Annotated in this window: 28 protein-coding genes and 1 tRNA gene; 13 read left to right on the top strand and 16 right to left on the bottom strand. The window is 67.8% G+C overall.

Annotated features, from left to right (window positions below; translation table 11 throughout):
• Positions 1 to 2 precede the first annotated feature (2 nt).
• The 6 genes from glp (at position 3) to MPTA5024_RS36130 (ending at position 3,845) form a co-directional block, all read left to right on the top strand.
• Complete coding sequence (gene glp, locus MPTA5024_RS36155; protein ID WP_036332567.1) at positions 3 to 1,187, top strand: molybdotransferase-like divisome protein Glp; 1,185 nt, start codon at positions 3 to 5, stop codon at positions 1,185 to 1,187.
• A complete protein-coding gene (gene moaC, locus MPTA5024_RS36150) occupies positions 1,184 to 1,657 on the top strand; it encodes a cyclic pyranopterin monophosphate synthase MoaC (protein WP_036332566.1) in 474 nt (157 codons plus the stop codon). The genes glp and moaC overlap by 4 nt, the downstream gene beginning before the upstream one ends.
• Positions 1,658 to 1,677: 20 nt before the next feature.
• Positions 1,678 to 2,154, top strand: coding sequence for a MogA/MoaB family molybdenum cofactor biosynthesis protein (locus MPTA5024_RS36145; RefSeq protein ID WP_157099914.1), 477 nt, complete (start codon positions 1,678 to 1,680; stop codon positions 2,152 to 2,154).
• 53 nt (positions 2,155 to 2,207) lie between these two features.
• Positions 2,208 to 2,852, top strand: coding sequence for a GNAT family N-acetyltransferase (locus tag MPTA5024_RS36140; protein WP_036332564.1), 645 nt, complete (start codon positions 2,208 to 2,210; stop codon positions 2,850 to 2,852).
• Positions 2,853 to 3,071: 219 nt separating this feature from the next.
• Positions 3,072 to 3,719, top strand: a complete 648-nt coding sequence (gene sepX / locus MPTA5024_RS36135; RefSeq protein WP_036332561.1) for a divisome protein SepX/GlpR — start codon at positions 3,072 to 3,074, stop codon at positions 3,717 to 3,719.
• Between the two features lie 49 nt (positions 3,720 to 3,768).
• Positions 3,769 to 3,845 (top strand) — tRNA-Ala (locus MPTA5024_RS36130).
• A gap of 717 nt (positions 3,846 to 4,562) precedes the next feature.
• Here the strand turns inward: MPTA5024_RS36130 and MPTA5024_RS36125 are convergent.
• From MPTA5024_RS36125 to MPTA5024_RS36095, 10 genes are all read right to left on the bottom strand, one after another.
• Positions 4,563 to 5,783 carry a tyrosine-type recombinase/integrase gene (locus MPTA5024_RS36125; protein ID WP_036332559.1) on the bottom strand — a complete coding sequence of 407 codons (1,221 nt, stop codon included), beginning with the start codon at positions 5,781 to 5,783 and terminating at the stop codon, positions 4,563 to 4,565.
• A gap of 1 nt (position 5,784) precedes the next feature.
• Positions 5,785 to 6,027, bottom strand: a complete 243-nt coding sequence (locus tag MPTA5024_RS36120; protein ID WP_036332557.1) for a helix-turn-helix domain-containing protein — start codon at positions 6,025 to 6,027, stop codon at positions 5,785 to 5,787.
• A complete protein-coding gene (locus MPTA5024_RS36115) occupies positions 6,024 to 7,418 on the bottom strand; it encodes a replication initiator (RefSeq protein ID WP_051459094.1) in 1,395 nt (464 codons plus the stop codon). Before MPTA5024_RS36115 ends, MPTA5024_RS36120 begins: the two co-directional genes overlap by 4 nt.
• The gene (locus tag MPTA5024_RS41630; protein ID WP_157099913.1) at positions 7,415 to 7,561 is read right to left on the bottom strand and encodes a hypothetical protein; all 147 of its coding nucleotides are present in this window, start codon (positions 7,559 to 7,561) and stop codon (positions 7,415 to 7,417) included. Before MPTA5024_RS41630 ends, MPTA5024_RS36115 begins: the two co-directional genes overlap by 4 nt.
• A 107-nt stretch (positions 7,562 to 7,668) precedes the next feature.
• Entirely contained in the window at positions 7,669 to 7,791 is a 123-nt protein-coding gene (locus MPTA5024_RS44465; protein ID WP_269750664.1) for a hypothetical protein, read from the bottom strand.
• 85 nt (positions 7,792 to 7,876) lie between these two features.
• Positions 7,877 to 8,002: a hypothetical protein gene (locus MPTA5024_RS44460; protein WP_269750663.1), complete on the bottom strand. Its 126-nt coding sequence runs from the start codon at positions 8,000 to 8,002 to the stop codon at positions 7,877 to 7,879.
• Positions 8,003 to 8,007: 5 nt separating this feature from the next.
• Complete coding sequence (locus MPTA5024_RS36110) at positions 8,008 to 8,190, bottom strand: hypothetical protein (RefSeq protein ID WP_036332555.1); 183 nt, start codon at positions 8,188 to 8,190, stop codon at positions 8,008 to 8,010.
• Between the two features lie 13 nt (positions 8,191 to 8,203).
• A complete protein-coding gene (locus tag MPTA5024_RS36105; RefSeq protein WP_036332553.1) occupies positions 8,204 to 8,944 on the bottom strand; it encodes a DUF2637 domain-containing protein in 741 nt (246 codons plus the stop codon).
• Positions 8,945 to 9,030: 86 nt separating this feature from the next.
• The gene (locus MPTA5024_RS36100; RefSeq protein ID WP_036332551.1) at positions 9,031 to 10,428 is read right to left on the bottom strand and encodes an FtsK/SpoIIIE domain-containing protein; all 1,398 of its coding nucleotides are present in this window, start codon (positions 10,426 to 10,428) and stop codon (positions 9,031 to 9,033) included.
• A 101-nt stretch (positions 10,429 to 10,529) separates the two neighbouring features.
• Positions 10,530 to 10,859 (bottom strand): SCO3933 family regulatory protein, encoded by a 330-nt coding sequence (locus MPTA5024_RS36095; protein ID WP_036332549.1) that lies wholly within the window; start codon positions 10,857 to 10,859, stop codon positions 10,530 to 10,532.
• Positions 10,860 to 11,005: 146 nt separating this feature from the next.
• Between MPTA5024_RS36095 and MPTA5024_RS36090 the strand changes: the two genes are divergently transcribed.
• Positions 11,006 to 11,770, top strand: a complete 765-nt coding sequence (locus MPTA5024_RS36090; protein ID WP_036332546.1) for a GntR family transcriptional regulator — start codon at positions 11,006 to 11,008, stop codon at positions 11,768 to 11,770.
• A gap of 14 nt (positions 11,771 to 11,784) precedes the next feature.
• Positions 11,785 to 12,453, top strand: coding sequence for a YdcF family protein (locus tag MPTA5024_RS36085; RefSeq protein ID WP_036332941.1), 669 nt, complete (start codon positions 11,785 to 11,787; stop codon positions 12,451 to 12,453).
• A 1,746-nt stretch (positions 12,454 to 14,199) separates the two neighbouring features.
• On the opposite strand, the gene MPTA5024_RS44775 is transcribed toward MPTA5024_RS36085, so the two are convergent.
• Positions 14,200 to 14,631, bottom strand: coding sequence for a DUF4365 domain-containing protein (locus MPTA5024_RS44775; protein ID WP_442922123.1), 432 nt, complete (start codon positions 14,629 to 14,631; stop codon positions 14,200 to 14,202).
• A gap of 828 nt (positions 14,632 to 15,459) precedes the next feature.
• Here MPTA5024_RS44775 and MPTA5024_RS41625 point away from each other — a divergent pair.
• The 3 genes from MPTA5024_RS41625 to MPTA5024_RS41620 all read left to right on the top strand — a co-directional run bounded on the left by MPTA5024_RS41625 (position 15,460) and on the right by MPTA5024_RS41620 (position 17,945).
• On the top strand, positions 15,460 to 15,888 hold the full coding sequence (locus tag MPTA5024_RS41625; protein WP_157099912.1) for a hypothetical protein: 429 nt from the start codon (positions 15,460 to 15,462) through the stop codon (positions 15,886 to 15,888).
• A 52-nt stretch (positions 15,889 to 15,940) separates the two neighbouring features.
• Positions 15,941 to 16,504, top strand: a complete 564-nt coding sequence (locus MPTA5024_RS36080) for a nucleotidyltransferase domain-containing protein (RefSeq protein WP_084370272.1) — start codon at positions 15,941 to 15,943, stop codon at positions 16,502 to 16,504.
• Between the two features lie 1,237 nt (positions 16,505 to 17,741).
• Entirely contained in the window at positions 17,742 to 17,945 is a 204-nt protein-coding gene (locus tag MPTA5024_RS41620) for a hypothetical protein (protein ID WP_036332542.1), read from the top strand.
• Between the two features lie 151 nt (positions 17,946 to 18,096).
• Here the strand turns inward: MPTA5024_RS41620 and MPTA5024_RS36075 are convergent, their stop codons facing one another.
• From MPTA5024_RS36075 to MPTA5024_RS36060, 5 genes are all read right to left on the bottom strand, one after another.
• The gene (locus MPTA5024_RS36075; RefSeq protein ID WP_084370271.1) at positions 18,097 to 19,161 is read right to left on the bottom strand and encodes a pentapeptide repeat-containing protein; all 1,065 of its coding nucleotides are present in this window, start codon (positions 19,159 to 19,161) and stop codon (positions 18,097 to 18,099) included.
• Complete coding sequence (locus MPTA5024_RS41615; RefSeq protein WP_157099910.1) at positions 19,158 to 19,475, bottom strand: hypothetical protein; 318 nt, start codon at positions 19,473 to 19,475, stop codon at positions 19,158 to 19,160. Before MPTA5024_RS41615 ends, MPTA5024_RS36075 begins: the two co-directional genes overlap by 4 nt.
• Positions 19,476 to 19,637: 162 nt before the next feature.
• Entirely contained in the window at positions 19,638 to 19,991 is a 354-nt protein-coding gene (locus tag MPTA5024_RS36070) for a hypothetical protein (RefSeq protein WP_036332540.1), read from the bottom strand.
• Between the two features lie 162 nt (positions 19,992 to 20,153).
• A complete protein-coding gene (locus MPTA5024_RS36065) occupies positions 20,154 to 20,906 on the bottom strand; it encodes a hypothetical protein (protein ID WP_051459092.1) in 753 nt (250 codons plus the stop codon).
• Between the two features lie 80 nt (positions 20,907 to 20,986).
• Positions 20,987 to 22,117: a quinone oxidoreductase family protein gene (locus tag MPTA5024_RS36060; protein WP_036332538.1), complete on the bottom strand. Its 1,131-nt coding sequence runs from the start codon at positions 22,115 to 22,117 to the stop codon at positions 20,987 to 20,989.
• Between the two features lie 82 nt (positions 22,118 to 22,199).
• On the opposite strand from MPTA5024_RS36060, the gene MPTA5024_RS36055 reads away from it, so the two are divergent.
• Together MPTA5024_RS36055 and MPTA5024_RS36050 are read left to right on the top strand one after the other, a co-directional pair.
• Entirely contained in the window at positions 22,200 to 22,562 is a 363-nt protein-coding gene (locus MPTA5024_RS36055; protein WP_036332536.1) for an ArsR/SmtB family transcription factor, read from the top strand.
• A gap of 10 nt (positions 22,563 to 22,572) precedes the next feature.
• Entirely contained in the window at positions 22,573 to 23,157 is a 585-nt protein-coding gene (locus MPTA5024_RS36050) for a GNAT family N-acetyltransferase (RefSeq protein ID WP_036332534.1), read from the top strand.
• Positions 23,158 to 23,211 lie beyond the last annotated feature (54 nt).

The following is a 23,211-nucleotide window of genomic DNA, read 5'->3' as shown; positions in this document are numbered from 1 at the left end:
CGATGAAGCCCGTCGACCGCCACCTCGCCGACATCCTCGCGGTGGTGCGGCCGCTCGCCCCGATGGAGGTCGAGCTCGAGGCCGCCCTCGGCGCCGTGCTGGCCGAGGACGTGGTCTCGCCCGTGCCGCTGCCGCCGTTCGACAACTCCGCGATGGACGGGTACGCGGTGCGCGCCGCGGACGTCGCCGGGGTCCCCGTCACGCTGCCGGTGATCGAGGACGTGCCGGCGGGGGACGGCGGGCTGCACGCCATCGGCCCCGGCCTCGTCACGAGGATCATGACGGGCGCGCCGCTGCCCGCGGGCGCCGACGCGGTCGTCCCGGTCGAGTGGACGGACGGCGGCACGATCCGGGTGCGGATCGACAGGCCCGCCGAGCCGGGCAACGCGATCAGGCGCGCGGGCGAGGACGTGGCGGCGGGCGACACCGTGCTCCCCGAGGGCACGCTGATCGGCCCGGCCCAGCTCGGCATCCTCGCCGGTGTCGGCCGCCGCCGGGTGACCGTGCGGCCCCGGCCCCGGGTCGTCGTGCTGTCGACCGGCGCCGAGCTGGCCGAGCCGGGCACCCCGCTCGGCCACGGGCAGATCTGGGAGTCCAACAGCTTCATGCTCGCGGCCGCCGTACGGGAGGCCGGAGCCGAGGGGTTCCGCGCGGGGGCCGTGACCGACGACCCCAAGGAGTTCATGGACAGGCTCGACGCCCAGCTCATCAGGGCGGACGCCGTGATCACCAGCGGCGGCGTGTCCATGGGGGCGTACGAGCCGGTCAAGGAGGCCCTCGCGCCGCTCGGCACGGTCACGTTCGAGAAGGTCGCGATGCAGCCGGGCATGCCGCAGGGCTTCGGCGTCGTCGGACCCGACCGCGTCCCGATCTTCACGCTGCCCGGCAACCCGGTGTCGTCGTTCGTGTCGTTCGTCCTGTTCGTGAAGCCGGCGCTGCGGAGGATGCAGGGGCTTCCCGCGGAGCCGCCTTCGTCCGTACGGGCGGTCAGCACGGCGCCCGTGCGGTCTCCCGCCGGCCGCCGCTCCTATCTGCGGGCCGTGCTGTCCGGCGCTGAGGTGTCGCCCGTACGGAGACAGGGGTCGCACCAGCTCGCGGCCCTGGCGGGGGCCAACGCGCTCATGGTGGTCCCCGAGGACGTGACCGAGCTGCCGGAGGGGGCCGAGGTGGAGGTGATCCCGCTGTGAAACTCACCCACATCGACGAGTCGGGCGCTGCCCGGATGGTGGACGTCTCGGAGAAGGACGTGAGCGCCCGCACGGCGGTCGCGACCGGGCGTGTCCTGCTGTCGCCCGAGACCGTCGCGCTGCTCCGCTCGGGGGAGGTCCCCAAGGGGGACGCCCTGGGCGTGGCCAGGATCGCCGGGATCATGGGCGCCAAGCGCACCCCCGACCTGGTGCCCCTGTGCCACCCGATCGCCCTGCACGGCGTGAAGGTGGACCTCACCGTGGCGGACGACGGCGTGGACATCGCGGCGCGGGTCCGCACGGCCGACCGGACGGGGGTGGAGATGGAGGCGCTGACGGCGGTCACCGTCGCCGCGCTGGCCCTGGTCGACATGGTCAAGGCCGTCGACCCGGAGGCCGTGATCACCGGCGTCCGGGTCGAGGAGAAGACCGGCGGCAAGACCGGCCACTGGACCCGTTCCGGGTCCTGACGTCAGCGAGAGGAGCCCCGTTGCGGGCCTTGGTGGTGACCGTGTCGAACAGGGCGTCCGCGGGCGTGTACGAGGACCGCTCCGGGCCTCTCCTGGCCGGCCTGCTGCGCGACGCGGGGTGCGAGCAGGTGGACGGGCCCGCCGTGGTGGCCGACGGGCCGCCCGTCGAGACGGCGCTCCGGGAGGGCGTCGCCGGCGGGTACGACGTGATCGTCACCACCGGGGGGACCGGCGTCACGCCGCTCGACCTGACGCCCGAGATGACCCGCCGGGTGATCGACCGGGAGATTCCCGGCATCGCCGAGGCTGTGCGGCAGGTCAACCGAGACAAGGTGCCGACCTCGATACTGTCCCGGGGCCTCGCCGGGCAGGCGGGGTCCACGCTCATCGTCAACCTGCCCGGGTCGTCCGGCGGAGTCCGGGACGGCATGGCCGTGCTGGGCCCGATCCTGGCGCACGTGGTGGACCAGATCCACGGCGGCGACCACGCCCGCTGAGCGGGTGAGGACCCACGTGGCGCGTTGACCGTCTTCCGGTGGATGATTGACTAATGGATCGACTTCGCGGCTGGCCGGCGACCCTGGTCGAGGGGCCCGTCACGCTCCGGCCGCTGCGCCTGCGTGACGTCAGGGACTGGCGCGACACCCGGCTGCGCAACGCCGAGTGGCTGCGCCCCTGGGAGCCCAGCAACCCGGAGACGCCGCTGTTCAAGACCGGGCTCGGGCCGTACGTCTCCATGGTCGGCACGCTCCGCCGCGAGGCCCGGCAGGGGCTCGCCATGCCCTGGGTCGTCACGTACGAGGGGGCCTTCGCCGGGCAGCTCACCGTGGGGGCGATCGTCTGGGGGTCGGCCCGCTCCGCCCAGGTCGGATACTGGATCGACGGCGCTCTCGCGGGCCGCGGGATCATCCCCACCGCTCTGGCCATGGCCGTCGACCACTGCTTCTTCACGACGGGTTTACACCGTCTGGAGGCCAACATCCGCCCGGAGAACCACGCCAGCCGCAGGGTCGTGGAGAAGCTCGGGTTCCGCGAGGAGGGCATCCGCCGGCGCCAGCTCCACATCGACGGGGCCTGGCGGGACCACATCTGCTACGCGCTGACGGTGGAGGACGTGCCGCGCGGGCTGCTCGTGCAGTGGCGCAGGACGCTGGGCGGCTCCGCGGCCAAGCGAAGCGAGCCGAGCCCGGGCTGAGCCGGCGCGGTCTGGTTCAGGTGGCGGTACGAGGGCAGCACGGAGTGCCGTTTCCGGGGCCCGCACGGGATCGAATTACATGAACAGCTTTGACGATCTCGCGACACACCGGACTCAATGCTCGTCAATCAGTGACACGCAGTCCTACGGTGCGTGACGTGAACACCTCTCCGACGACACAGGTCCCCGGACGTGTTCACCATGCCCTGAGGCGGCCGCATGGGTAGCGCCTTCCTCTATCTCGCCATCGTCGTGATGTGGCTCAGCGTCCTCCTCCCCATGTGGCTGCGGCGGGACCGGAACGCCGACGACGACCTGGTGGACGCCTCGGGCGACCCGGACATCGGCACCGTACCCGAGCCCACCGACAGTTCCGTCGCCGAGGCGGACACCGTCGTGGACGCACCCGCCGGGGACCGCTCCAAAACGGCCGAGGACGACCCTTCGGAGGAGCCGGGAGAGGCGGAGCCGGCGCCGTCCGACGCTCCCGCGCGCCCGCGCACGAAGGCCGGCCGCCGCCGCGCCCGCATCCTGGCCCGGCGGCGCAGGCGCCTGCTGTGGAGCATCCTGCTCGTGGTCGCCTCGGTCGTCACCGCGGCCGTCCGCGTCGTGCCCTGGTGGGCCGTCGCGCCCTCGGGCGTCCTCCTCGTGTCGTACCTGCTGGTCCTCCGCATCGCGGTACGGATGGACCGGGAGCAGCGGGAGAGGGCGGCGCAGGTGCGGGCCGAGCATCTGCGCCGGCAGCGGGAGCGCCGCCGCGCGCTGGCCGCCCTGGCCAGGGAGGCCGAGATCATCCAGTTCGAGGCGCGCAGGCGCGCCCAGGTCTTCGACCAGTACGCCGACGGGCGGCGCGCCGTCGGAGACTGAGCGAGTGGCGCGAGGAGCCCCAAGAGTTTGCTAACCTAGTCGAGTCGTTGGGGCTATAGCGCAGTCCGGTAGCGCACTTCGTTCGCATCGAAGGGGTCTGGGGTTCAAATCCCCATAGCTCCACCACGACGAAGGCCCGTCAGGTCATCCATCTGGCGGGCCTTCTTGCTGTTCAGGGCCTTGCCGCTGCTCTCTGGGCCGGTCATCTTGAACGGGTGCCGGTATGGCTACCGCCAGCCACGGAGCGTTGCGAGTCAGCGAAAAGTCAGCGGAGGGCCCCGGAGGCGACCCGTCCTGTTCCAGGCGCGGGTTGAAAGCGCTTTGGCCGACGGCCGACACCGGGCCGACCCTTGACGTGAACGATTGCGCGGCACACACTGACGGCAAAGAACCCGTAAAACGGGGGAGGCGTCGTGCACTCTGGAATCGCCGCTGCCAAGGTAAGCCGCAAGGCGGCCGCGGCTATGGCCGAAGCAAAGTCTCCGACAGAGACCGTGTGCGGAACCATTGGTGGGGTTTTGGGCCTGGTGGCTGGCATTTTCGGTGGAAGCGCAGTTGCCACGGCCGCATCGGTTGCGGCTCCTGGACCAGGAACCGTGGCAGGCGCACACGCCTTCGTTCCTGCCGTAGGGGCCGGAGTGACTCTCGGAGCCAAGATCGGCATACGCGTGGGCAGAGTCATTGATCAATTGCGCAAAAACTGATTAGCGCCATCGCAGATGTGCCTCACGTACCCGACTTAGTGACGCGCTGGGCGCAAACAAAGGCCCGCCAGGTGATTTCCTGGCAGGCCTTTGCTACTCTCCGCCCCGTTTCTGATCGCGAGTCACTCTCTGCGGGTTGCTACCGCTTCTGACTGTCGGCTATGAGCGGGAAATCAGCGAAGACCGCCCGAGCCCGGCTGTTCCGCTCGCGCGAGGGGTGCGTGTAGCGGTTGAGCGTGGTCGAGGTCTGGCCGTGTCCGAGGAGCCCGGCCACGTCGTTCACCGGCACGCCATCAGAGATCAGCCAGGTGGCGTAGCAGTGCCGGAGATCGTGGAACCTCAGTCCTTCCCCCGCGTGCTTGGCCACGTGCGCGATCGCTTCCTGTCGGCTGCGGAACACCTCACTCTGCTCACTGCCCTTGCGGTCCGTCCAGGTGCCGAGGAAGCGCTCGGAGCCGAGGGGCGTTACGGAGCCGAGGAGCTCGGCCCGGACGAGGGAGGGGCGCCAGACCCGAGCCCGGAAGACGTGACGGCTGAGCGCGCCCCCGGTCGAGTTCGTGAAGACCTCGCCGAGCGGCCCCGGCCCGTAGCGGTCACGGTGAGCGGTGAGCAGCTCGACCACGAAACCGGGTAGCGGGACCTCCCGTCGACCGGCCTTGGACTTCGGGTAGGGCTTCACGCTCACGTGCCCATCGACCTCGACCACCACCCGGAGCACGCGGAGTGTGGCGGCGCCGAGGTCGACCGCGTCCCAGCGCAGACCAGCGCACTCACCCCAGCGCAGGCCGGTGCCGGCGGCGAGGGCGACCAGGGCGCGATAGCGCTCCGGCACCTGGAGGAGGAGCTTGGCGAACTCCTCACGGGTGATCGTGCGGTCATCGTCGGCCTGCCGCCTGCGCTTGGGCAGTCGGACGCCTTCACAGGGGTTGGCGCCGATGAGGCGATCCCGGACGGCCGAGCGCAGCACGCCGGAGAGGAGCCGATGGCACTCGATCACGGTGGCCGGGGCGAGCCGCTTGCCGAGATCGGTGATCCACGCCTGTACCGACGAGTGGTCAATCTTTCCGAGCGCCAGGTCGGCCCACCTCGCGAGGACGTGCGTCTTCATGATCGAGGCGTCACGGGCGGCGGTGGCCAGCTCATGATTACGCGAGGCCAACCAGGTCTGCGCGTACGGCCCGAACTTGGTCTTCCCCGCGTGTGGGTCGACGTAGGTGCCGCGGTTGAGCGAGCTGCTGATCTCGGCGAGGAAGGCGGCGGCCTCCTTCTTCGTGGCGAAGGTCTTGGACCGCTGGCGGTCGGTGTGGTCGCGCCAGTTGGCCCGATAGGTGCCCGCCTTGGTCTTCACGATGTGCCCCATCTCAGCGGCGCCCTTCCTCGATCAGACCGTCCAGCCAGGCATGAAACCGCCGCTTCGGAATGATCCACCGGCCGCCCATCCGCAGGGCCGGAATGGTGCCCTCCCGGACGAGGGTGTAGGCGCTGCCCCGCGACAGCGACAGCAGCCGCGCGACCTCCGGCACCGTGTAGACGGCCCGGTCGTCCTCGGCGGCCTGGGCGGCAGGAGCGTCCTGCCTCGGAACGAGCGAGATCACGTTGTTCATGACGAGTTACCTCCTGCTGCGTCGTCAGTGAGCTGCATGGCGAGCGCCGCCTCGCCGGGAGTGAAGCCCTGGCCGGCATAGGCCCAGGAGCCGACGACGAGCGTGCTGTCGGGGTCGTAGGGCAGCCGGGCGAAGGTCATGCGCAGGCGGAAGTCGGCCCGGGCCTGGCGCAACCGGGTCAGCGTGGTCGAGTAGGTGCGGCTCTTGGTGGAGAAGTGGCCGCGGAACCCGAGCATGTGCGCCCAGTCCCGCAGCCGCAGCCCGGCCAGCACCGGGTGGGTGTCGGGGTCGCCGAGCGTCCAGGCGGTGCGGATGAGCCGGGCCGCGTGCTCGGAGACACCCTGCTCGTGGAGCGTGGGCAGGTCCCGCGGCTTGACCCGCCGGTCGAGCGTGCCGGAGGTCTCCGCCGCCTTGGTGGCGTACTTGGCGACGTAGGCCGCCACGGCACGCTCGGACAGGTGCTGTCCATCGTGGAGGTCGCCGGGGTCGATCGGCCGTACGTCGACCTGCTCGCCCCACACCAGGTGCCGGGTCGGCTGGCCGAGATCGGGAGCATCGAGCCGTACGGCCTTGACGGCGGTGCGGATGGCATCGGTGAGCAGTTCGACGGTGGCCCAGGCCGGGGGCGGGATGACGCCCGTCTCGCTGCGGCTGTCGAGCCGGATCACGGCATGGAAGTGGACGACCCCGCGCGCCTGGAACTCGGCGACCTTGGCGAAGGACACCCGGACCATGCGGTCGAAGTCCTTGCGGGTGAGCCCGGCCGAGGCGGCCAGGTGGCGGCGCAGGTAGATCGTGAAGCGGCGCCACAGGTTCCCGGCGTGGGCGTTCCACAGGACGTGGCCGGTGTAGTCGTAGGTGTCTGGATCGAGGGGTTGGCCGATGCGTGGATCGCCCGCGGCGTGCCGTTCGAAGCAGGCCGGGCCGGTACGGCGCGGGTGGCAGATGACGGCCTGGCTGTCCTTGCCGGGGCCGCGATGCACCGGCCCGAAGGACGGAGCGGTCAGGGTGGCGAACACGCGTGGATGGGTGCGGACGGTTTCGGGGACGCCTTTGTCGCCGCCGAGCAGGCCGGAGCGGATGAGGTGGAAGGTGTCACGGCGGTAGACCTCGGCGCAGGCGGGGCAGCGGGTGGCGCGGCGGTTGCCGCAGCGGATGAGCAGCTGTCCGTGTGGTTCGGCGCGGGTGCTGTAGTGGCCGAGGATTTCGCCGGTGTGGGTGTCGAGGGTGTGGGTGTGTCCGGTCAGGCGGATGGGTTCGCGGCAGCCGCCGAGGCGGTGGACCTGCTGGAGCCAGCGGGTGAGGTCGTGGCCGGAGCGGCGGGTCAGGTCGCGGATGATGGGGCCGACCAGATCGCCGATACGGGCGGGAAGTTCGGGGGCTTGGGTCACCGGGCCTCCGTTCCGGTGCCGGAGCAGGCGGGGCAGGTGACGGTGGCCAGGGTGTAGGTGCCGGTCGTGTTGTTGGCCTGGCGGACGACGACGGAGCCGTGGCCGCCGCAGTTGCGGCAGCAGGGGGCGGTGTCTTTGGGCATGACGGGTCTCCTGGTGAGCTGGGTTGGGTGAGCGGGCGGGGCGGTGGAGCTGGCAGGCGTGGACCGCCCCGCGCCGAGGGGTTCAGGTCAGGGGGAGTGGCCGGCGGTTAGTTGAGGTAGCCGGAGCCGTTGCAGACGCCGCAGGTGCCGCGGGTCGTGCCGTAGGCGATGGTTCCGTGGCCGCCGCACATGGGGCAGGGGCGGCGTCGCAGCAGACGGAAGTGCTTCATCGTGGTTCTCCTCGTGGTGAGCGATGCGGGTTGCGGTGAGTGGTGGCGGCCGGGAGCTGGCAGGCGGGGCCGCACGTGAGGGCGTCTATGCGCCGTGGTTGTCGATGCCGGTGCCGTCGCAGTCGCGGCAGGTGGCGGCCTCGCTGTGGTCGTCGTTGACCAGGCCGGTGCCGCCGCAGGTGCAGCAGCGGTAGTGCGGGATCAGGCTCATCGGGTTCACCTCCTTTCACTGGTGGTGGGGTGGCCGGTGCCGCAGCAGTCGAAGCAGAAGGCCCAGGTGTCGACGCGGGTGCCGGTTTTGCCACGGCCGATGATGAGGAAGTCGGGAACCTGGCCCTCGCCCTGGCAGGTGGGGCAGACGGCCGGGGCCGGGGCGGTCTTGTTGGTGGTTTTGGGCATGACACCTTCCTGGTCAGGCGGGGTCGGGTGCGGTCTGGATCTGGGTGAGCAGGTCGGCGGCGAGCTCGGGGGAGACGCGAAGGCGCTGCCGCAGCGCGTCGCGGGTGATCGGGGAGCCGTGCGTGGTGGCGTGCTCGGTGGCGATGCGGCGGGCGTAGGCCACCAATGCGTCAGCCGGGCCGGTGGCCGGCACCGGGGACGGCGCGGCTCCCGGAGCGGACACGAGATCGGCCGAAGCAGGGACCACGTCGGCCGCAGGCCCGGCCGCATCAGAAACGGCCAGGGCCAACCCCACCGGGACCGTCTCGACCAGCTCAAGAGCGGGGGCGGGGTCGACCTCGGGCACCGGCTCTGTCCCGTGGGAGGCGCGGCGCTCGAGCATGGAGACGGCGACGAGGAAGGCCACGGCCGGAGTCGCGGCGGTGATCCAGCCCCAGGAGGAGGGTTCGGCCTGGGCGAGGTTGGCCGCCAGCGTCAGCACGATCCCGCCCGCCAGGACCAGGCCGGGCCAGGAGATCAGCCCGCGACGGCGGCGGCCGGTGCGCTTGTCGCGCTGCAGCTCGCGGGCGGCCATGACGCACATCAGGTCGATGCAGACCGCGACCGCCCACGCTTGCCAGCCCTGCTGCCCGTGACGGGCGGCCAGGTGGCTGATGTGGGTGAACGATCCCACGGCGGCGATGGCCGCGAGCACGATCACCGGGCCGGAGTCCACCAGAGCGGACCGGACACCGCTGGAGCGACGGGCACGCATCACGTACCTCCTTCCAGGATTTCGGCATGGGCCGGGTAGGGACATGGCGCACAGGTGGGCGGGCGCCGCGCCCTGATGGGCGACGATCAGACGGGGTCGGACTCGGCCGCCGGATCGGGGACGTAGTCGGCGAACTCGGCATCGGTGACCGGGGCGACGGTGACCGAGGTCATGTCGGCCCATGAGGGCCGCATGTGCGCGTAGGCAGCGGCGGCGTGCTCGGCCTGCTCCTCGCTGATGTAGGCGGAGCGGACGCGGTACCAGCGGCCGTCATCGGCGGCCAGGACCGCCACCCCGGGCTGGTTGGCCGGGATGAGCCGGGCGGCCTGGAGCGCGGCGGGGTCCATGTCGCCCAGGGTCATGTTCGCGGTCTCCGGGTCGTTGACCCGGTGGCAGATCCGCCCGGACAGCTGGGCGCGCAGGGCGGTGACGCCGGGGCCGAGGTCGGAGCCGACCCGCTGCCCGCACACCAGCAGATACAGGCCGAACGCGCGGCCGAGCTGGGCCAGGCGGATCAGCTGCACGGCGGTCGTGGCGATCTCGTCCTTCTCGGACTTGTCGGCCATCAAGAACAGTTCGGCGACCTCGTCGACCAGGACCACGACCGGCACCGGCCGCAGGTGCTCGGGGAGTTTCCAGATGTTGCGAACCCGGTACTGCTTGCACAGGGCCATGCGGCGTTTGATTTCGGCCACCAGGTCGTTGAGGACCTGGACGCATTCGGCGCGTTCGGTGGCCAGCTCGGTCATGCGCTCGCTGTAGGGGGTGAGTTCGACGCCGCCTTTGAGGTCGAACCCGATCAGCGCGACCGGTTGCGGGGCCAGGCCGCAGATCAACGCGTTCAGCAGGGTGGACTTGCCCGACTGAGTGGCCCCGGTGATCAGCCAGTGCGGCACCGTGCGGAAGTCGATGACCCAGGGGGCGGCGGTCTCCAGCAGCCCGACACGGACCCGCAGGAGTCCGTCGGCGAGCACCGGTATAGCGACGTTGGTGAGGGGGTCGCGGCGGGTGGCCTGCAAGGTGACCCGGCCGGGCCGCCAGTCCAGCACGCGTACGGAGTGGACGCGCCAGGCGTGGGCGAGGTTGGGCAGCTTGGCCGTGTAGTCCTCCGGCGTCTGCCCGTCCGCCAGGCCCACCGTAACGCGGAACCCGTTCGGCAGGGGGCGGATGAACCCCAGCCGGGGCGGCTTGTCGACCGCCACCCGCCGCAGCTTGCGGTTGTGGGACAGGGCGGCGCCGGCATGCAGGGCCGACCCAAGGGCGGGGACGCCGTCGAAGGTCCACCGCCAGCGGCGCCGCTTGGTCGTCAGGGCGCATCCGGCCGCGACGTTCCCCCAGGTCAGGTAGACCGAGGCGGCTTTACGGGGGTAGCCGACCAGCAGCCAGAACGAGACCGGGTGCAGCCGGTTCCACGTCACCAGGCCCAGGATCACGGCGAGGGTGAACAGGCACGGGAGGAGGTAGACGAGCGCGTCAGCGGTCATACTGGAGACCTCTCTTCGGTGAGCGAAGGGAACGCCCCGGGAGCGGCGGAGCTGGCAGGCTTAGGGCCACTCCCGGGGCACCACACACGACTGGTCGCCGGTCAGGCGGCCTTGACGGCGGCGGGGACGATCGCCTCGGCCCGAAAGCCGAGCCCGGACCGGCCGTTCATCTGCCAGAAGAACGCCGACAGGCCCACCGGGCGGACCTGGACCCCCTCGGGGATGGTGGGGAAGGTCTCGGCGGGGAACGTCACGACGATCACCGGGTTACGCCGGTCGTCGTTCGGCTTGGGCAGCAGCGGGATCGTGTACAGGTCCCGCCCCTCCGCGTCCTTCTTGATCTCACCGGTCGCCCGGTCCACGATCTTCGGCTCGGGCTCGCCTGCGACGGTGAACGACAGGGCCGACAGGTCCACGGGGATGTTGCGCATCTTGCTTGCCTCCTTGGGGCGTCGGTTACAGCTAGCTCTATTGAGCATCAGCGGGGATGGTACTGTCAATAGAACTAGCTCTATTAAGACCATGTTCAGCTCCGGGCCGGTAGCGCTAGCCTTATTTCAGGAGCAAGGAGGCATACATGGGGATCGGGTACCGCGAGCTGGCTGGCGTGCTGCGCTCGGCCATAGAACGGGGCGACTACCCTCCACAGACCACGCTGCCCAAGCAAGACGAGATCGCCGAGACCTACGGCGTGAACATCAAGACCGTCCGCCAGGCGATCCGTGTACTCGAAAGCGAGGGACTGGTCACGCCGGTCAGGCGCCGCGGAACCGTCGTCCGCTCGCGGCCACCCATGAAACGTCTCGGTGCTGAGCGGTACGCCAAGAGCAAGTGGAAGTTCGGCCTCGTCGCCTTCGCCGCCGATCGAGAGGCATCCGGCCGGGCCTGGTCACCCGGCGACCAGACCAACACCGTCCGCCGAGTCGAGGCGGATGCCGAGGTCGCTGAAGCCCTCGGAGTTGCGCCAGGCGCTCCGGTGTACGAGCGTGCCCGGCTGGTCAAGGACGGCGACACCCCCACCCACACGCTCACGAGCTATTACCGGCCGGAAGACGTCGAGGGCACACCGCTTGTCGACGGGTCGGCCGGCCCCGCAGGGCGGGGCGGCGGCTTCGCCGTCCTGACCGTCCAAGGGCTGGAGCCCGATGCCATCACCGAGGCGCTCCACGCCCGCATGCCCAGCCCTGAGGAAGCCGAGCAGCTCCAGCTCCCCACGGGCGAGCCCGTCATGGTGCTCAAGCGCATGACATGCACACGAGACGGCCGGGTAGTCGAGTTCGCGCGTGGCGTTCACGCCGCGTCCCACTTCGAGTGGTCTTATACCTTCAAAATTCCCGATTGAAGGGCGTGACGCCGATGCCGACTGACTTCTCAGCCCTCCCGGAGACCGTGAAGTCCGACCTGCGCATCCTGTGGGACTACCACGACATGCACCACGAGCTGCGTCCCTGCGACGTCGGCGTGGGCCTGGGAAGTCACGACATCGGCGTCGCCGTCTTCACCGCCGAGCTCTACCACCGCGGCATGTTCCCTCGCATCGTGTTCAGCGGCGCCAATGCCCCCACCACGATCGACCGCTTCCCGCGAGGGGAAGCGGTCCACTACCGCGAGGAAGCCATGCGACTCGGCGTGCCTTCTGAGGCCATCCTCGTCGAGCCGAACGCCACGAACACCGGCGAGAACGTCACCTTCACGCGCCGTCTCCTCGTTGAGAAGGGCCTGCACCCCGCCTCGATCATGCTCATCACGCGCCCCTATCAGCAGCGGCGCGCCTACGCCACTCTCAAGAAGCTGTGGCCGGAACCGTACGTGATCTGCGCATCCCGGCCCCTTCCGCTGGAGGAGTACGTGGCGAGCATCGGCGACGCGACCCGCGTCCTCAACATGATCGTGGGCGACACACAGCGGATCACCGAGTACCCGAAACGCGGCTTCGCGATCCCTCAAGAGATGCCGGACGAGGTCGAAGCCGCATACCGGCGACTCGTGGACGCCGGATTCACCAGCAGACTCCTGCCCGTTTAACACCAGACGGCGTCAGCTCCGCAACCGGAGCCGACCGTTGGCGTCCGCCGTGGTTACAAGTTGCCTTACGGGTTCAAGCCGCCGCCCGTGCCGGGCGGCGGTGGCGCGGCGCGTCCGGACGCGGCCGGGCGTGCGGCCTCTTCGGGCCGGTCCCGTCCGCGCCGACGCCAGCCGCGCCCGATCCCAGGCAGACGCATGACGCCCACGGGAAGCGTGACCACCAGGACGAGCGCGCCACCGACCCCCGCGACCAGACGGACGCGCCGTAGCGGGCTGAGGTCTTTCTTTGCCTCCGGCGGGAGATCTCCGGCCCCGAGGTGATCACGGCGCGCAAGCCGAGGTCCGTAGGTGGCTGGGGAGCCTGATCGCCTCGCCCGCCATCGACCCAGGCAAGCCCAGCAGACCGGCTCCTCCGGCTCAAGGTCGGCCGTGACCGATGGCTTCCGATGACCGAGGAACCACGACCAGGTTGACGTACACGCGAGGCCGGCCTTGCCCCTCCGTCCCCGGCCCGCTGCCGCTCCGCGGTGGGTCGACGGCGTACGAGGTGATCAGGCACTATGCGCAGCTTCGCCCGCCAAAGGCGGCTAGGAAGCGGTGACGCCAGGTATGTACATGTCCTCAATCGGTGTAAGACGTCGCAGTTCGCTTACCTCTAGTCGTCGATCCGGACCTCTGCGCACGACTCCCTCAGCGAGGATGATTCGCCCTTCACGATGCCATGAAATCGCATCGTAGTAATCGCGAAGTGGGAGAGTTATCCAGACCTCGCATGGACGCCCGCGGCGAATTGTCGCGACGGCAACTTCTCCCACGGGATCCTTTGGGTTATGTCTAAGTGCCACAATGTTACCTGAGAATGTCTGACTCAGGTCTACTTTGCTACGCTTGAGTCTCTCGGCTGTTATCTCAATCAGGTCCACGGCACCCGCATCGATACTTACTTCACGCGGGATGCTAACCGACGTCGACACGCCGCTAGCCCAGTCAAATGACGCTTTGAGCCCGTTTATATTGGGCTCCTTCAGTATCTTTCCGAGGTGGGAGCAGAATTCGCGACTCACCCCGCGGCCGACTAACTCGTAAAGAGTATCGGGGGTAGGGCTTCGTGCGGGTTCTATCACTGTATCTTGCAGAGCATTGAGTGATTGTGCGAAAGTTCGAGTAACGCGCCTCTCGAACGGCTCTGGCGGAGCTTGATACTCGATGCCTTCAATGGGAGCTTGAGGTGATTCGATCTCGCTCACATCGGGCAAGGGGACGAGAATTGGGATGATGAAGGAGCCTCGTTTGGTGTGAGCCATATGCGCACGCTTAACGACCTCATCGCCCCTCGTAGCGTAATTCCCTGCGATCTCGCTTCTCTCAAACATCGCTGTCGTTGCAGCTGAGCGGAGAAGGAATCGTACGGACCCTAGCATGGTGGTCGCTGCGCGTAGCGGTATCGTATCTACGATGTCTCGATCTGCTTCAGCTTCCAGTTCGGTGCGATCCATTAAGCGATAGTGAATTTTATCCACTAAATCTGCAGGGCTAAGTTCTTCTATGCGAGCGATCCGCTGTAAGGCTCCTACGACTGAACTCGGCTCCGCATATTCTTCGTAGGGTACGCCTACCCTACGGTCGTTCTTTATCCACATAGAGCCGGCGTCACCCTGGCCGATTTCATTCCAACCTACGTCGCGTAAGAAACTGCGGATTTCCCTGAGTCGAGGAAGGGTTACTTGCGTCATAGTACTCATCCGTTCAGGCGAAGCACGCGTTGAGGTCGGACTCCCATGTTTTCAGAGTGGTGGCAGTCAAGCGTTGGCTCTTTGGGACATTGATACGAGTCTGGTCAGGTTTTAGGGTGTTGACTCTAACCCAAAATGCTGCGGCGTGCTGCATAGTTCCCTTGGGTAGATGATCTAGCCAGTGGTGCGCTTCGTCGTTACCGACAATGACCAGCACCAGATATACGGGTACGCCACACTTTGCCCATTTTGATCGCCAAGTGGGCTCCACTGGCCAACTGGCCGACCTCCCGTCCACTCGGAATTGAGCGGAGCACTTGACCTGAACACGGACAGATCCGACTTCGAAGTCGATGGCACAATCAACAGCATTAACGTCCTCATCGGCAGGCGTTTCTGATATGCCAACACCCGCCTGGCTGCATACTGTCTTGAGGTATGCCACTCCGAATCGCGCCTTAGAACCGTTAGGGGTGAGTGTTGCAAAGTCCGAAAAATCGTCCTCGAGTGAGACTTCGACTGCTTCCACCTGCCCATTGTGTACAAGCACAGTCCTGCTGTGAAGATCACAATTTGGTCGCAGCGGTGTGATTATCTGTTTGATTGTGCCACAATGTAACGGAATGGATTATTCTGTGGCCGTTCATTACTTAATGTCTGGATTGGTGAAGGTGTGACGAAAGGAGCTGCTCCCGGTCCTCGTTCGCGGCATCATTGCACCGTGAGTCGACTCAGCTGCATCGCTCAGGCCACGGTCGGTGCTTCGCTGGGTGACCAGGTGAGTGACGATCGGGATGTACGAGCCCCGACGCCAGCAGACGCTCATAGACTTCGGCGCAGGTCAAATGCCATAGGGACGTCGCTCCCCGACCCCACCGACAAGAAGCTCCCAGGACCGCACGAGCCGGAGGGGGGCGGTCATGAACGTTCCCCCTGGATGGCTCCGTAGTATTCAGGGCCGGCATGGGTGGACTGTGTGGCACGTACGTCAATGGCCAGAAGGTTTCCTGCACTGCTCCTAAAAATGCGGTCACTGGAGATCCCTATGGCGAGTTCCAGGAGCTAGAGCATTCAGTGGTGCGGAAATATCCAGACATCTTCTTCGACTGGAGATAGTTCGAACGCCATTCGTCAGTGACTGCTCGTATCAGAGGATAGAGAAAGGATGCCGGATCTATAAATTATGAGTGTTCGGACAGTCGGAATCATAATGGCCATAGGCCTATTGGGTATGACGCTTTTGGGCATAGCCTACACACGGGGATGGTTGCTTGTGAGTGACGGTGATGCCTGTTCGTCGATCAAGCAACTAACTTCTGAATTAGCTTCACAAAGATTACTTCTATTGCATCCGGATGAGGCAAGGGTAAAGGGCGATCGGCATTCCGGCTGCAACCAAGATAACGCCTACGTTTACGTAGGGCGTGCATTCGCCTTCTCTGGCGCTGCGAGCGATATGTTATCTTTCTACAAAAAAGCCGCCTTGGGTGACGGGTGGGAGGCGGTAACTGGCGATTTACCTAGCGACTCGTCGACTTCCAACACAAGAGAGGTATGCTTCAGCAAAGCGGTCAAAGGCGGCACCGCTTTTGCCTATGTCGCCGTATCTGCCGACAGTGAGAACGGTTCGACCGGTGAGTACGCAATAACACTCTCAAGTGGCGGCGGTGAATGGCCCTCTGATGGTGGGGTGCTGTGCTGACCTACGAGCGTCCAGAGATCTGGGCGAGTCCGCGAGAGCCCACAAGTAGTGCTTGCCTGGCCAGTTCTGTGCTGAAACACGGAAGGAAGGCCATGGTTCGCGACAGCAGCATGGCGAGGGCAGTGAGATAGCCGGTGATGCAGTCGATATCCCAGCGTGGCTGTTCGGTGGCTGGGGACTCGATGCGAGGATCGGCCGGATCACGCGCGAGCATGGCGACGTGGAGTTCGGGGTTGAGCGTATTCACGCCGAGCGGTCGAAGGCAGTGCTCGTAGGAGCTGGCGCCACGGCTCTGACGACTCAACCGCCAGAGGAGGCCTGCGAGTTCACGCTGGACGATGTGCCGTTCGGCACCGCCTACTTTGACCGGTGGTCAGACGGATCGTTCAGTCCCCGGGGCGATGGTCCGACTGGCGTGACAGTCGATGGCACGCCGGTGCTGGCCATGAGCGTCTCCGGCATGCTCGCCATGAAGGAGCAGTTCCCGCACCTGCGCAACGGCCGGCCACGGCGGCAGAAGGATATCGCCGATATCGAGATACTCCGGGGGTTGGCCGGTAGCAGGCGACTGTGCCCCATGCATGCCCCGGAGGACAGAGGGAAGCGCGCCCGATAGCGGATGCGCCAGCTCAGATGGTTCGCCGAGACGAGGTAGCGAGACCCCTTAAAAGGGCCGGCGCACGCGACAGAGGGAGTCTCGGGGGCGTGATCTTGCTAACGCTGATGCTAACAACGGCTCTGGACGATCCTGGAAACTCATGGACTGGGCACTACTCGGAGGCGTCCGCCACCAGGACGCCAGTATCAGCGGTGGACACCCGTGCACATCGCCGATTCTCCTTGTGAACAGAAGGTCTGGGGTTCGATTCCAAGGCGGCTCGCGGCTCAGAGGGCCCTTGTGATCACCGTACAGCAGCGGAATCAGCAACGTCCTCAGTAACCGTCCGTCCCCCCGGGGGCAAGCGGAAGGGCCAGGGGTCAAGGTGGAGCCCCCACCGGAAGACCGAGGCAGACGGGAGGATCGAGCAGAGAGGTAGTGCGGGTGTATCGCCAGTGCCGGGCATTTCCCCTACTGTTCGTCCATGTCCCTCAACCAACGCACACGGCGCCTGCTGACAGGTCAGGTCACCGTCTCCAAGGGCTTGGGTTTCGCTCTAATAGGCGTTGTTCTGGTTATAGGCGGCCTCGCGGCTATTCACCTGCGGCTCGGTAACGTCCGCCTCACGCTGGCCGAGGGACACGCCATGCTGAACGGGACAGGTGTCCACGGCATCTTCCAGGCCGACACCGGTCTCACCGCCCGTGTCCCCGCAGAGGTGCCCTGGGCCGATCGAAGCGGCACCTGGCATGAGGGGAGCCAACCTGCATGCCTGTGGGATGAAGATCCGTCCGACAAGATGAATCGAAGTCAGGGAGCCCGCGTGGAGGCGGGATACAGGTGGGTTGAGATCCCCAGCGGAGGCTCCTATCCCCTGGTCATGTGGCTTCGCTGCCCTTAGCGAAGCCGTGCCCCGTAGCTTTGACACGTTCAGGAGGGCCGAGAGAAGCGCGGCAACAGGGCGCTCCCCGCGTCGGTGGTTGGACAGCTGAGCGGAGTCAGCGAAAAGTCAGCGAACCTGCTGACACGGGAGCGCAGCCGAGATCAGCAGATGGCATCGTCCTGGTATCTGACGGCACCGGATGCCATCCGGGCATCAGGCTCGGCACGTCCCACCAGGGTTCGCATCGAAGGGGTCTGGGGTTCAAATCCCCATAGCTCCACCACGATGAAGGTCCGTCAGGTGATCCACCTGGCGGGCCTTTTTCGCTGTTCGAGCCCGGCTGTTCCGCTCCCGTGAGGGGTGGGTGTAGCGGTGAGCGTGTCGAGTTGCCGGCCGTACCCGGCAGGCCGGCCTTGTCGCGCCCGTGTCATCAACATGATCGTCGGCGGCACGCAACGGAACATCGAATACCCCGAACAAGGTTTCGCGATCCACCACGAGATGGCTGACGAGGTCGAAGCCGCCTACCAGCGCCTCGTAGACGCCGGGTTCACCAGCAGGCTCCTGCCTGTCTGAGGCACATGCGGCCTGTGCCGGTCCCGGCCCGCACCGCCCTGCGCCGGGCACCACGCGATCAGGTTGTTCGCCTGCGCCGATCGGGTCACCCGTTGGGTGGTCCGTGCACCGTTACGCGCCGGCCCCGCCCGGAGCAAATGCCCGGTGAGCATCAGAACTTGGTCGTGGCATTGGTCTTAGCGATCCGGCGCACCTCGGCCGGGTCGATTCCCGTCACGCCGTGGAGATCGGTTCCGTATAAGGAGGCGCCAATCAGGTTGGCGTCATCCAGGCGGGCGTTGGTGAGCTTCACGTTGGTGAGGTCGGCGTCGGTGAGGTCGGCGCCCGTCAGGGTGGCGCCGGTAAGATCGGAGCCACTTAGCACGGCGCCGTTCAGGTCGGCGCCGTCGAGCCGCACACGTCGCATGTCCGCCCCTTTAATGTGCGCCTTACTCAGGTAGGCGTCGCGCAGGTCCGCGCCTGGCAGTGCGCCGCCTCCCGAGTAGGCCTCGATGAGTCGGGCGCCGCGCAGGTCAGCGCCGTCCAGGTGAACGTCTCCGAGATGTGATTTCGTGAGGTCCGCCTGTTCAAGTCGGGCTTGCTCCAGGCGTGCGCCCTCCAGATGAACGTCGGACATGCGCGCGTGGTTCAGGTCAGCCCTGCGCAGATCGAGACCGTTCAGATCGAGCCCGTGCGCATCGAGCCCCTGCAAGTCCATGGACCACTTGTGGTCCGGATTCAGACGACGCGCGAGGACGCTGAGCGCAGCGAGGACGTCGCCGTCGGGAACGGGTGCGGCCTGGCGCTTTCCCTGGGCGTACCTGCGAACGTGCTCACGAACGAAGGCAGACAAGACCTCGGCGATCGTCTCTCCATCCCGCGCGGAGTCTGTCGCCAGCCGTCCCAACGCGTAGATCGCGCCGATACGAGAATCAAGGGAATCCTTGTTTCCCAATTGCTCGACGGATTTCGCGTATCGGTCGGTGACCTGTGCTTGTTGTGTGGCTTCGAGAGTTCTCGCCGTATAAATCAATCCCAGCGCCGTGAACGCGACCCCGAGCACCACAGTAAGCGTAGTCACCATCTGTAAGCGCCCCTGGACTTGCTGATGCCGTAGCTCCGCGCGGTCCTTCGCCGTCAGGGCGGCCACTTCTTCGGCCGTCAATGCCGGAATCGAGGAGCGGCGCCGAAACGGCCCACGCCAGGCTGTGAACTTGATTCGCTTCACACCCTTCATTCGGGTGTGGATGGGCAAGCCATTACAAGGTTCGGAACAGGGCAGCCTGAGTACGGCTGGGCGTGGTCACACGTTGCCTTGCGCCGACTGGGCTTGATTGCCATCAGGCCTTGCATCAGTTCGAACACAGCTGCGGTGACGTCGTTGCGATCTAGCGCAGAAAGGGCTCCCCGCACTCGACCGAGGGTGGATTCGTCGCCCGCCCAGGAGAGGTCTGCCTCGGGATCCGTCAGGATCGTGCTCGCCGTAGCCGTCCAGTCGTCGACCGCCCTGGCCAGGTCTTCGAGGAGTGCCTTTAACAGCCGCTCATCCATAATTCCCCTCATCCAGGAGCGATGGAGACACCAGTCGGCCGACCTGGTGCCCGCGCCTTGAAGCCGGCGAGGCCGGTACCGCGCCGCGGGACCGGCCTCTGTGCTCAGCCGAGGGAATGGATCTTATGCCTCAGGCCCGGGAAAGAGCCGCACGCCGCCGGGTCAGGTGCCGACCCGGTCCTTCACGAGCCGCACGCACGCCGCCGCGACCCATCTCGGGAAGTTGAGCTCCCCCGGGATGTAGATCCAGTAGCTGGACCCGCCGCACGAGTTGTAGTAGCCGCCGCTCTCGCTCTGGCACAGCGAAGGGAGGTACTGGCCCGCATAGAGCGTGCCGGTCACGTAGCCGGTTGACGTGCTCTTCTGCGACCGGATGGAGACGGCGCTCACTCCCGGCGCGGGAGTGACGGAGCAGGTGACCGCGCTGGCCGGTTCGGCGATGATGAACACCGAGGCCGTCATCGCCATCACGGCCACCGCGGTGGCGGCGCCGGCACGTCTCTTCACTGTCGTCATTGCTTTCCTCTCCCTGGCCGCGAGTCACGGCTCACGGATCGACGATCGGGGGGCCGGAGGCCGGCGATCACTGCCACCTCCCCTGTGCGTGGCAGTGGCGCACCACCCTCGCCCAGAGCATCGGACAGGCCGGTATAGGCGAGGTATAGGCCCTGGTAGAGGTCAGTTCGGGCCGTGGCGGAGGACGTTGAGGTCGTCGCCCCAGGCGTCCAGCACCGGGCCGTGACCGGCGGCGCGGGCCAGTGGCTCCAGGTCGAGGAAGAGCCGCCGGGCGGTCCGCGGGTCGGCGTCCGACAGGACGGCCTCCAGGAGGGGCAGCAGTCGCTCGTGCCGCCACGCGGGCGCGCCGAGGGGATGGGTGCGCAGCTCCCACGCCAGGTACTTGTTGTAGGGACGGACCCGGCCTTCGAGGGCGAAGAGACAGGTCAGCAGGGGAGGGATGCTCTCCGCGGCGTCCAGGCGGGCTTCGACGGCCCGCCCGTCGCGGTGGTTCTTCAGCCATCGGTAGACGGCGTTGGCGAAGCCGTCCACGGCGTGTGCGGCCGTTTGGCCGGCCTCCTCGGCGGACAGCGTCGCCTTGCGGGCGACGAGCTCGCCGATGAGGCCGTCCGGCCGATCCTTCAGCACGTGGGCATGGGCGAAGGCGTATCTGTTCCACTCCGAGCCCGACTCCGGCATCGCGTGCGTGCGGAACTCCTTCAGGGGCATCACGACGACGTCCAGCCGGGAGTCACGGCGCTCCTCGGCCACGGTGCCGTCGCCGCCGGTGATGACGTAGACGTCGTAGTCGGAGCGGTGGGTGGCCATGCCGCGCCGTGCCCGCGAGCCGCTGAGAACGGCGCCGGCGACGGCCGGATCCGCCCTGATGCGGGCGACCAGGGCGGAGAACTCCTCGCCGGCCGCGGTGTCCGTCACGCGGGCACTCCACCACCTGGCCGAACAGGGCCGCAACCGATTTCCGGCCGACGCGCACAGGCGCGTCCGTACGGCAGGGGTCAGGAGAAGGGACGGCCGACCCTGGCCGCGTACTTGCCCTCGCCCCGGCCCTCGGCCAACAGCTGGTGGACGGCCGGCACCTCGGCGAGCGAGCCGACCTCGGTAACCGGTACGTCCAGCCGTCCCTCGGCGATCAGGTCCAGCACCCGGCGGAGGGCGGCGGCCACGCGGTGCGGCGCCGTGGCCGACAGGCTGCTGATGCTGAATCCGACGACGCCGATGTTGCCGCTCCTCAGCCTCGCCTGCGACGGGAGCGGGGCCATCGCGCCCCCGCCCGCGTTGCCGAACAGCACGATGCGGGCGCCGGGGGCGGCCACGTCGAGGTCGAGGTCGAGGGTGGCCGTCCCGAGCGGGTCGAGCACCAGGTCGACCCCGCCGCCCGCCGCCGCCCGGATCGCCCCCGCCAGGTCGCCGTCCGCGCACGTGACATCCCCATCGACGCGATGCGCCGGATCGACGCTGCTCGCGCCCCCGCCCGCGTCGCCGAACGGCACGATGCGGGCGCCGGGGGCGGCCGCGCCTCGCGTCTCCGGCCGTACCCCGGCCTCTTGCCGGGCGATCGCCGCGTCGTAGCCGGACGAGAGGGCCGCGGAGACCTTGCCGGGACGGCCGACCGTGCCGATCAGCCGTCCGCCGCCGAGGGCAGGGACGAGCCGGGCGACCGCCGAGCCGACGCCGCCGCTGGCCGAGTGCACGAGCACGGTCTCCCCGGCCCTGAAGCGGCCGGCGTCCGTGAGCAGGAGCAGCGCGCTCGCCAGCATCAGCGGGGCCGAGGCGGCGACCTCGGACGGGACGCCGTCCGGCACCGAGACCGTGAGCGCGGCCCGTGCGAGCGCCACCTCGGCCAGGCCGCCGCCGGGGATGAACGCCGCCACCCGCTGTCCCGGGAACAGGTCCGTGACGCCCGGGCCGACCTCCCGCACCGTGCCCGCGATCTCCTTGCCCGGGACGTACGGCCAGGCGGCGACGTACCCCGGGTCGCCTCTGCGCGCCATCACGTCCAGGAAGTTGATCCCGGCGTGGGCGACGTCGACGGTCACCTCTCCCGGCCCGGGCGTGGGCTCGGCGATCTCCCGGATCTCGGTGCGATGGGAGCCCTGGGACGGTCCGGTCATCACGAGCGCGCGCATGGCGGCCTTCCTTGTTCGATGTTCGTCGTACGACGAAAGTCGTACCACATATGTACTATGGATGTCGAAAGAGAGGTGCGGGATGCCCCGAACGCAACGGCGGCGAGCGGCGCTGGTCCATCCGGAGGCCGAGGAGATCGACCTGCTCGACGTACTGCACGCGCTGTCCGACCCGACCCGGATGACCATCGTCCGCACGCTGCGGGCCGAGCCCGAGCGGGCCTGCGGCACCTTCCCCGTGGACGTGGCGCCCTCGACGCTGACCCACCACTTCCGGGTGCTGCGCGAGGCCGGGCTCATCCGCCAGCGCGAGGACGGCAACCGGCGCTGGACGACCCTGCGCCTGGAGGACCTCGACGGCCGCTTCCCCGGCCTGCTCGACACGGTCCTCGCCGCCTACGAGGTTCCCGCAAAACCTGTTGGCCCCGAGGGCGGGGTTACGTGAGCATCGGACGGTGCCGAGCTTTCTGGAGACGGACCGGCTGAGGCTGCGCCGGTTCGCCGAGACCGATCTGGACGACCTCGCCGCCCTGGACGCCGACCCCGCCGTCATGCGCTTCCTGACCGGGGGACGGCCCATCCCCCGGGAGGAGGTCGAGCGACGGATCCTGCCCCGCTTCCTCGGCTACTACGAGCGCTTCAGCGGACTGGGCTACTGGGCGGCCGAGGAGAGGGCCACGGGGGCGTTCCTCGGCTGGTTCGAGTTCCGGCCCCTGGACGAGGACGACCCGGCCGTGGTCGAACTCGGCTACCGCCTCAACCGGGCGGCCTGGGGGAAGGGCTACGCCACCGAGGGCTCCCGAGCGCTGATCGACAAGGGCTTCGCGGACCTGGGCGTGCTCCGGGTCGTCGCGATGACGATGGCGGTCAACACCGCGTCCCGCCGGGTCATGGAGAAGTGCGGGCTGCGGTACGTCCGGACCTTCCACGAGACGTGGCCCGATCCCATCGAGGGCTCCGAGCATGGCGAGGTGGAGTACGAGCTGGTCAGGGCCGACTGGGCGGCGCGCGCCGGTGCGGTTCATCAGGACATGAAGTGAGATTTCCGGACGAGGAGATCAACAGGACCAGTAGTCTGTGTCGCCGTGCGGAGA

This window comes from Microbispora sp. ATCC PTA-5024, from assembly GCF_000511135.2.
GTDB classification, from domain to species: Bacteria; Actinomycetota; Actinomycetes; order Streptosporangiales; family Streptosporangiaceae; genus Microbispora; species Microbispora corallina.
The sequence above is the reverse complement of the archived record's forward strand: the minus strand, read 5'-3'. Positions and strand labels throughout refer to the sequence as shown.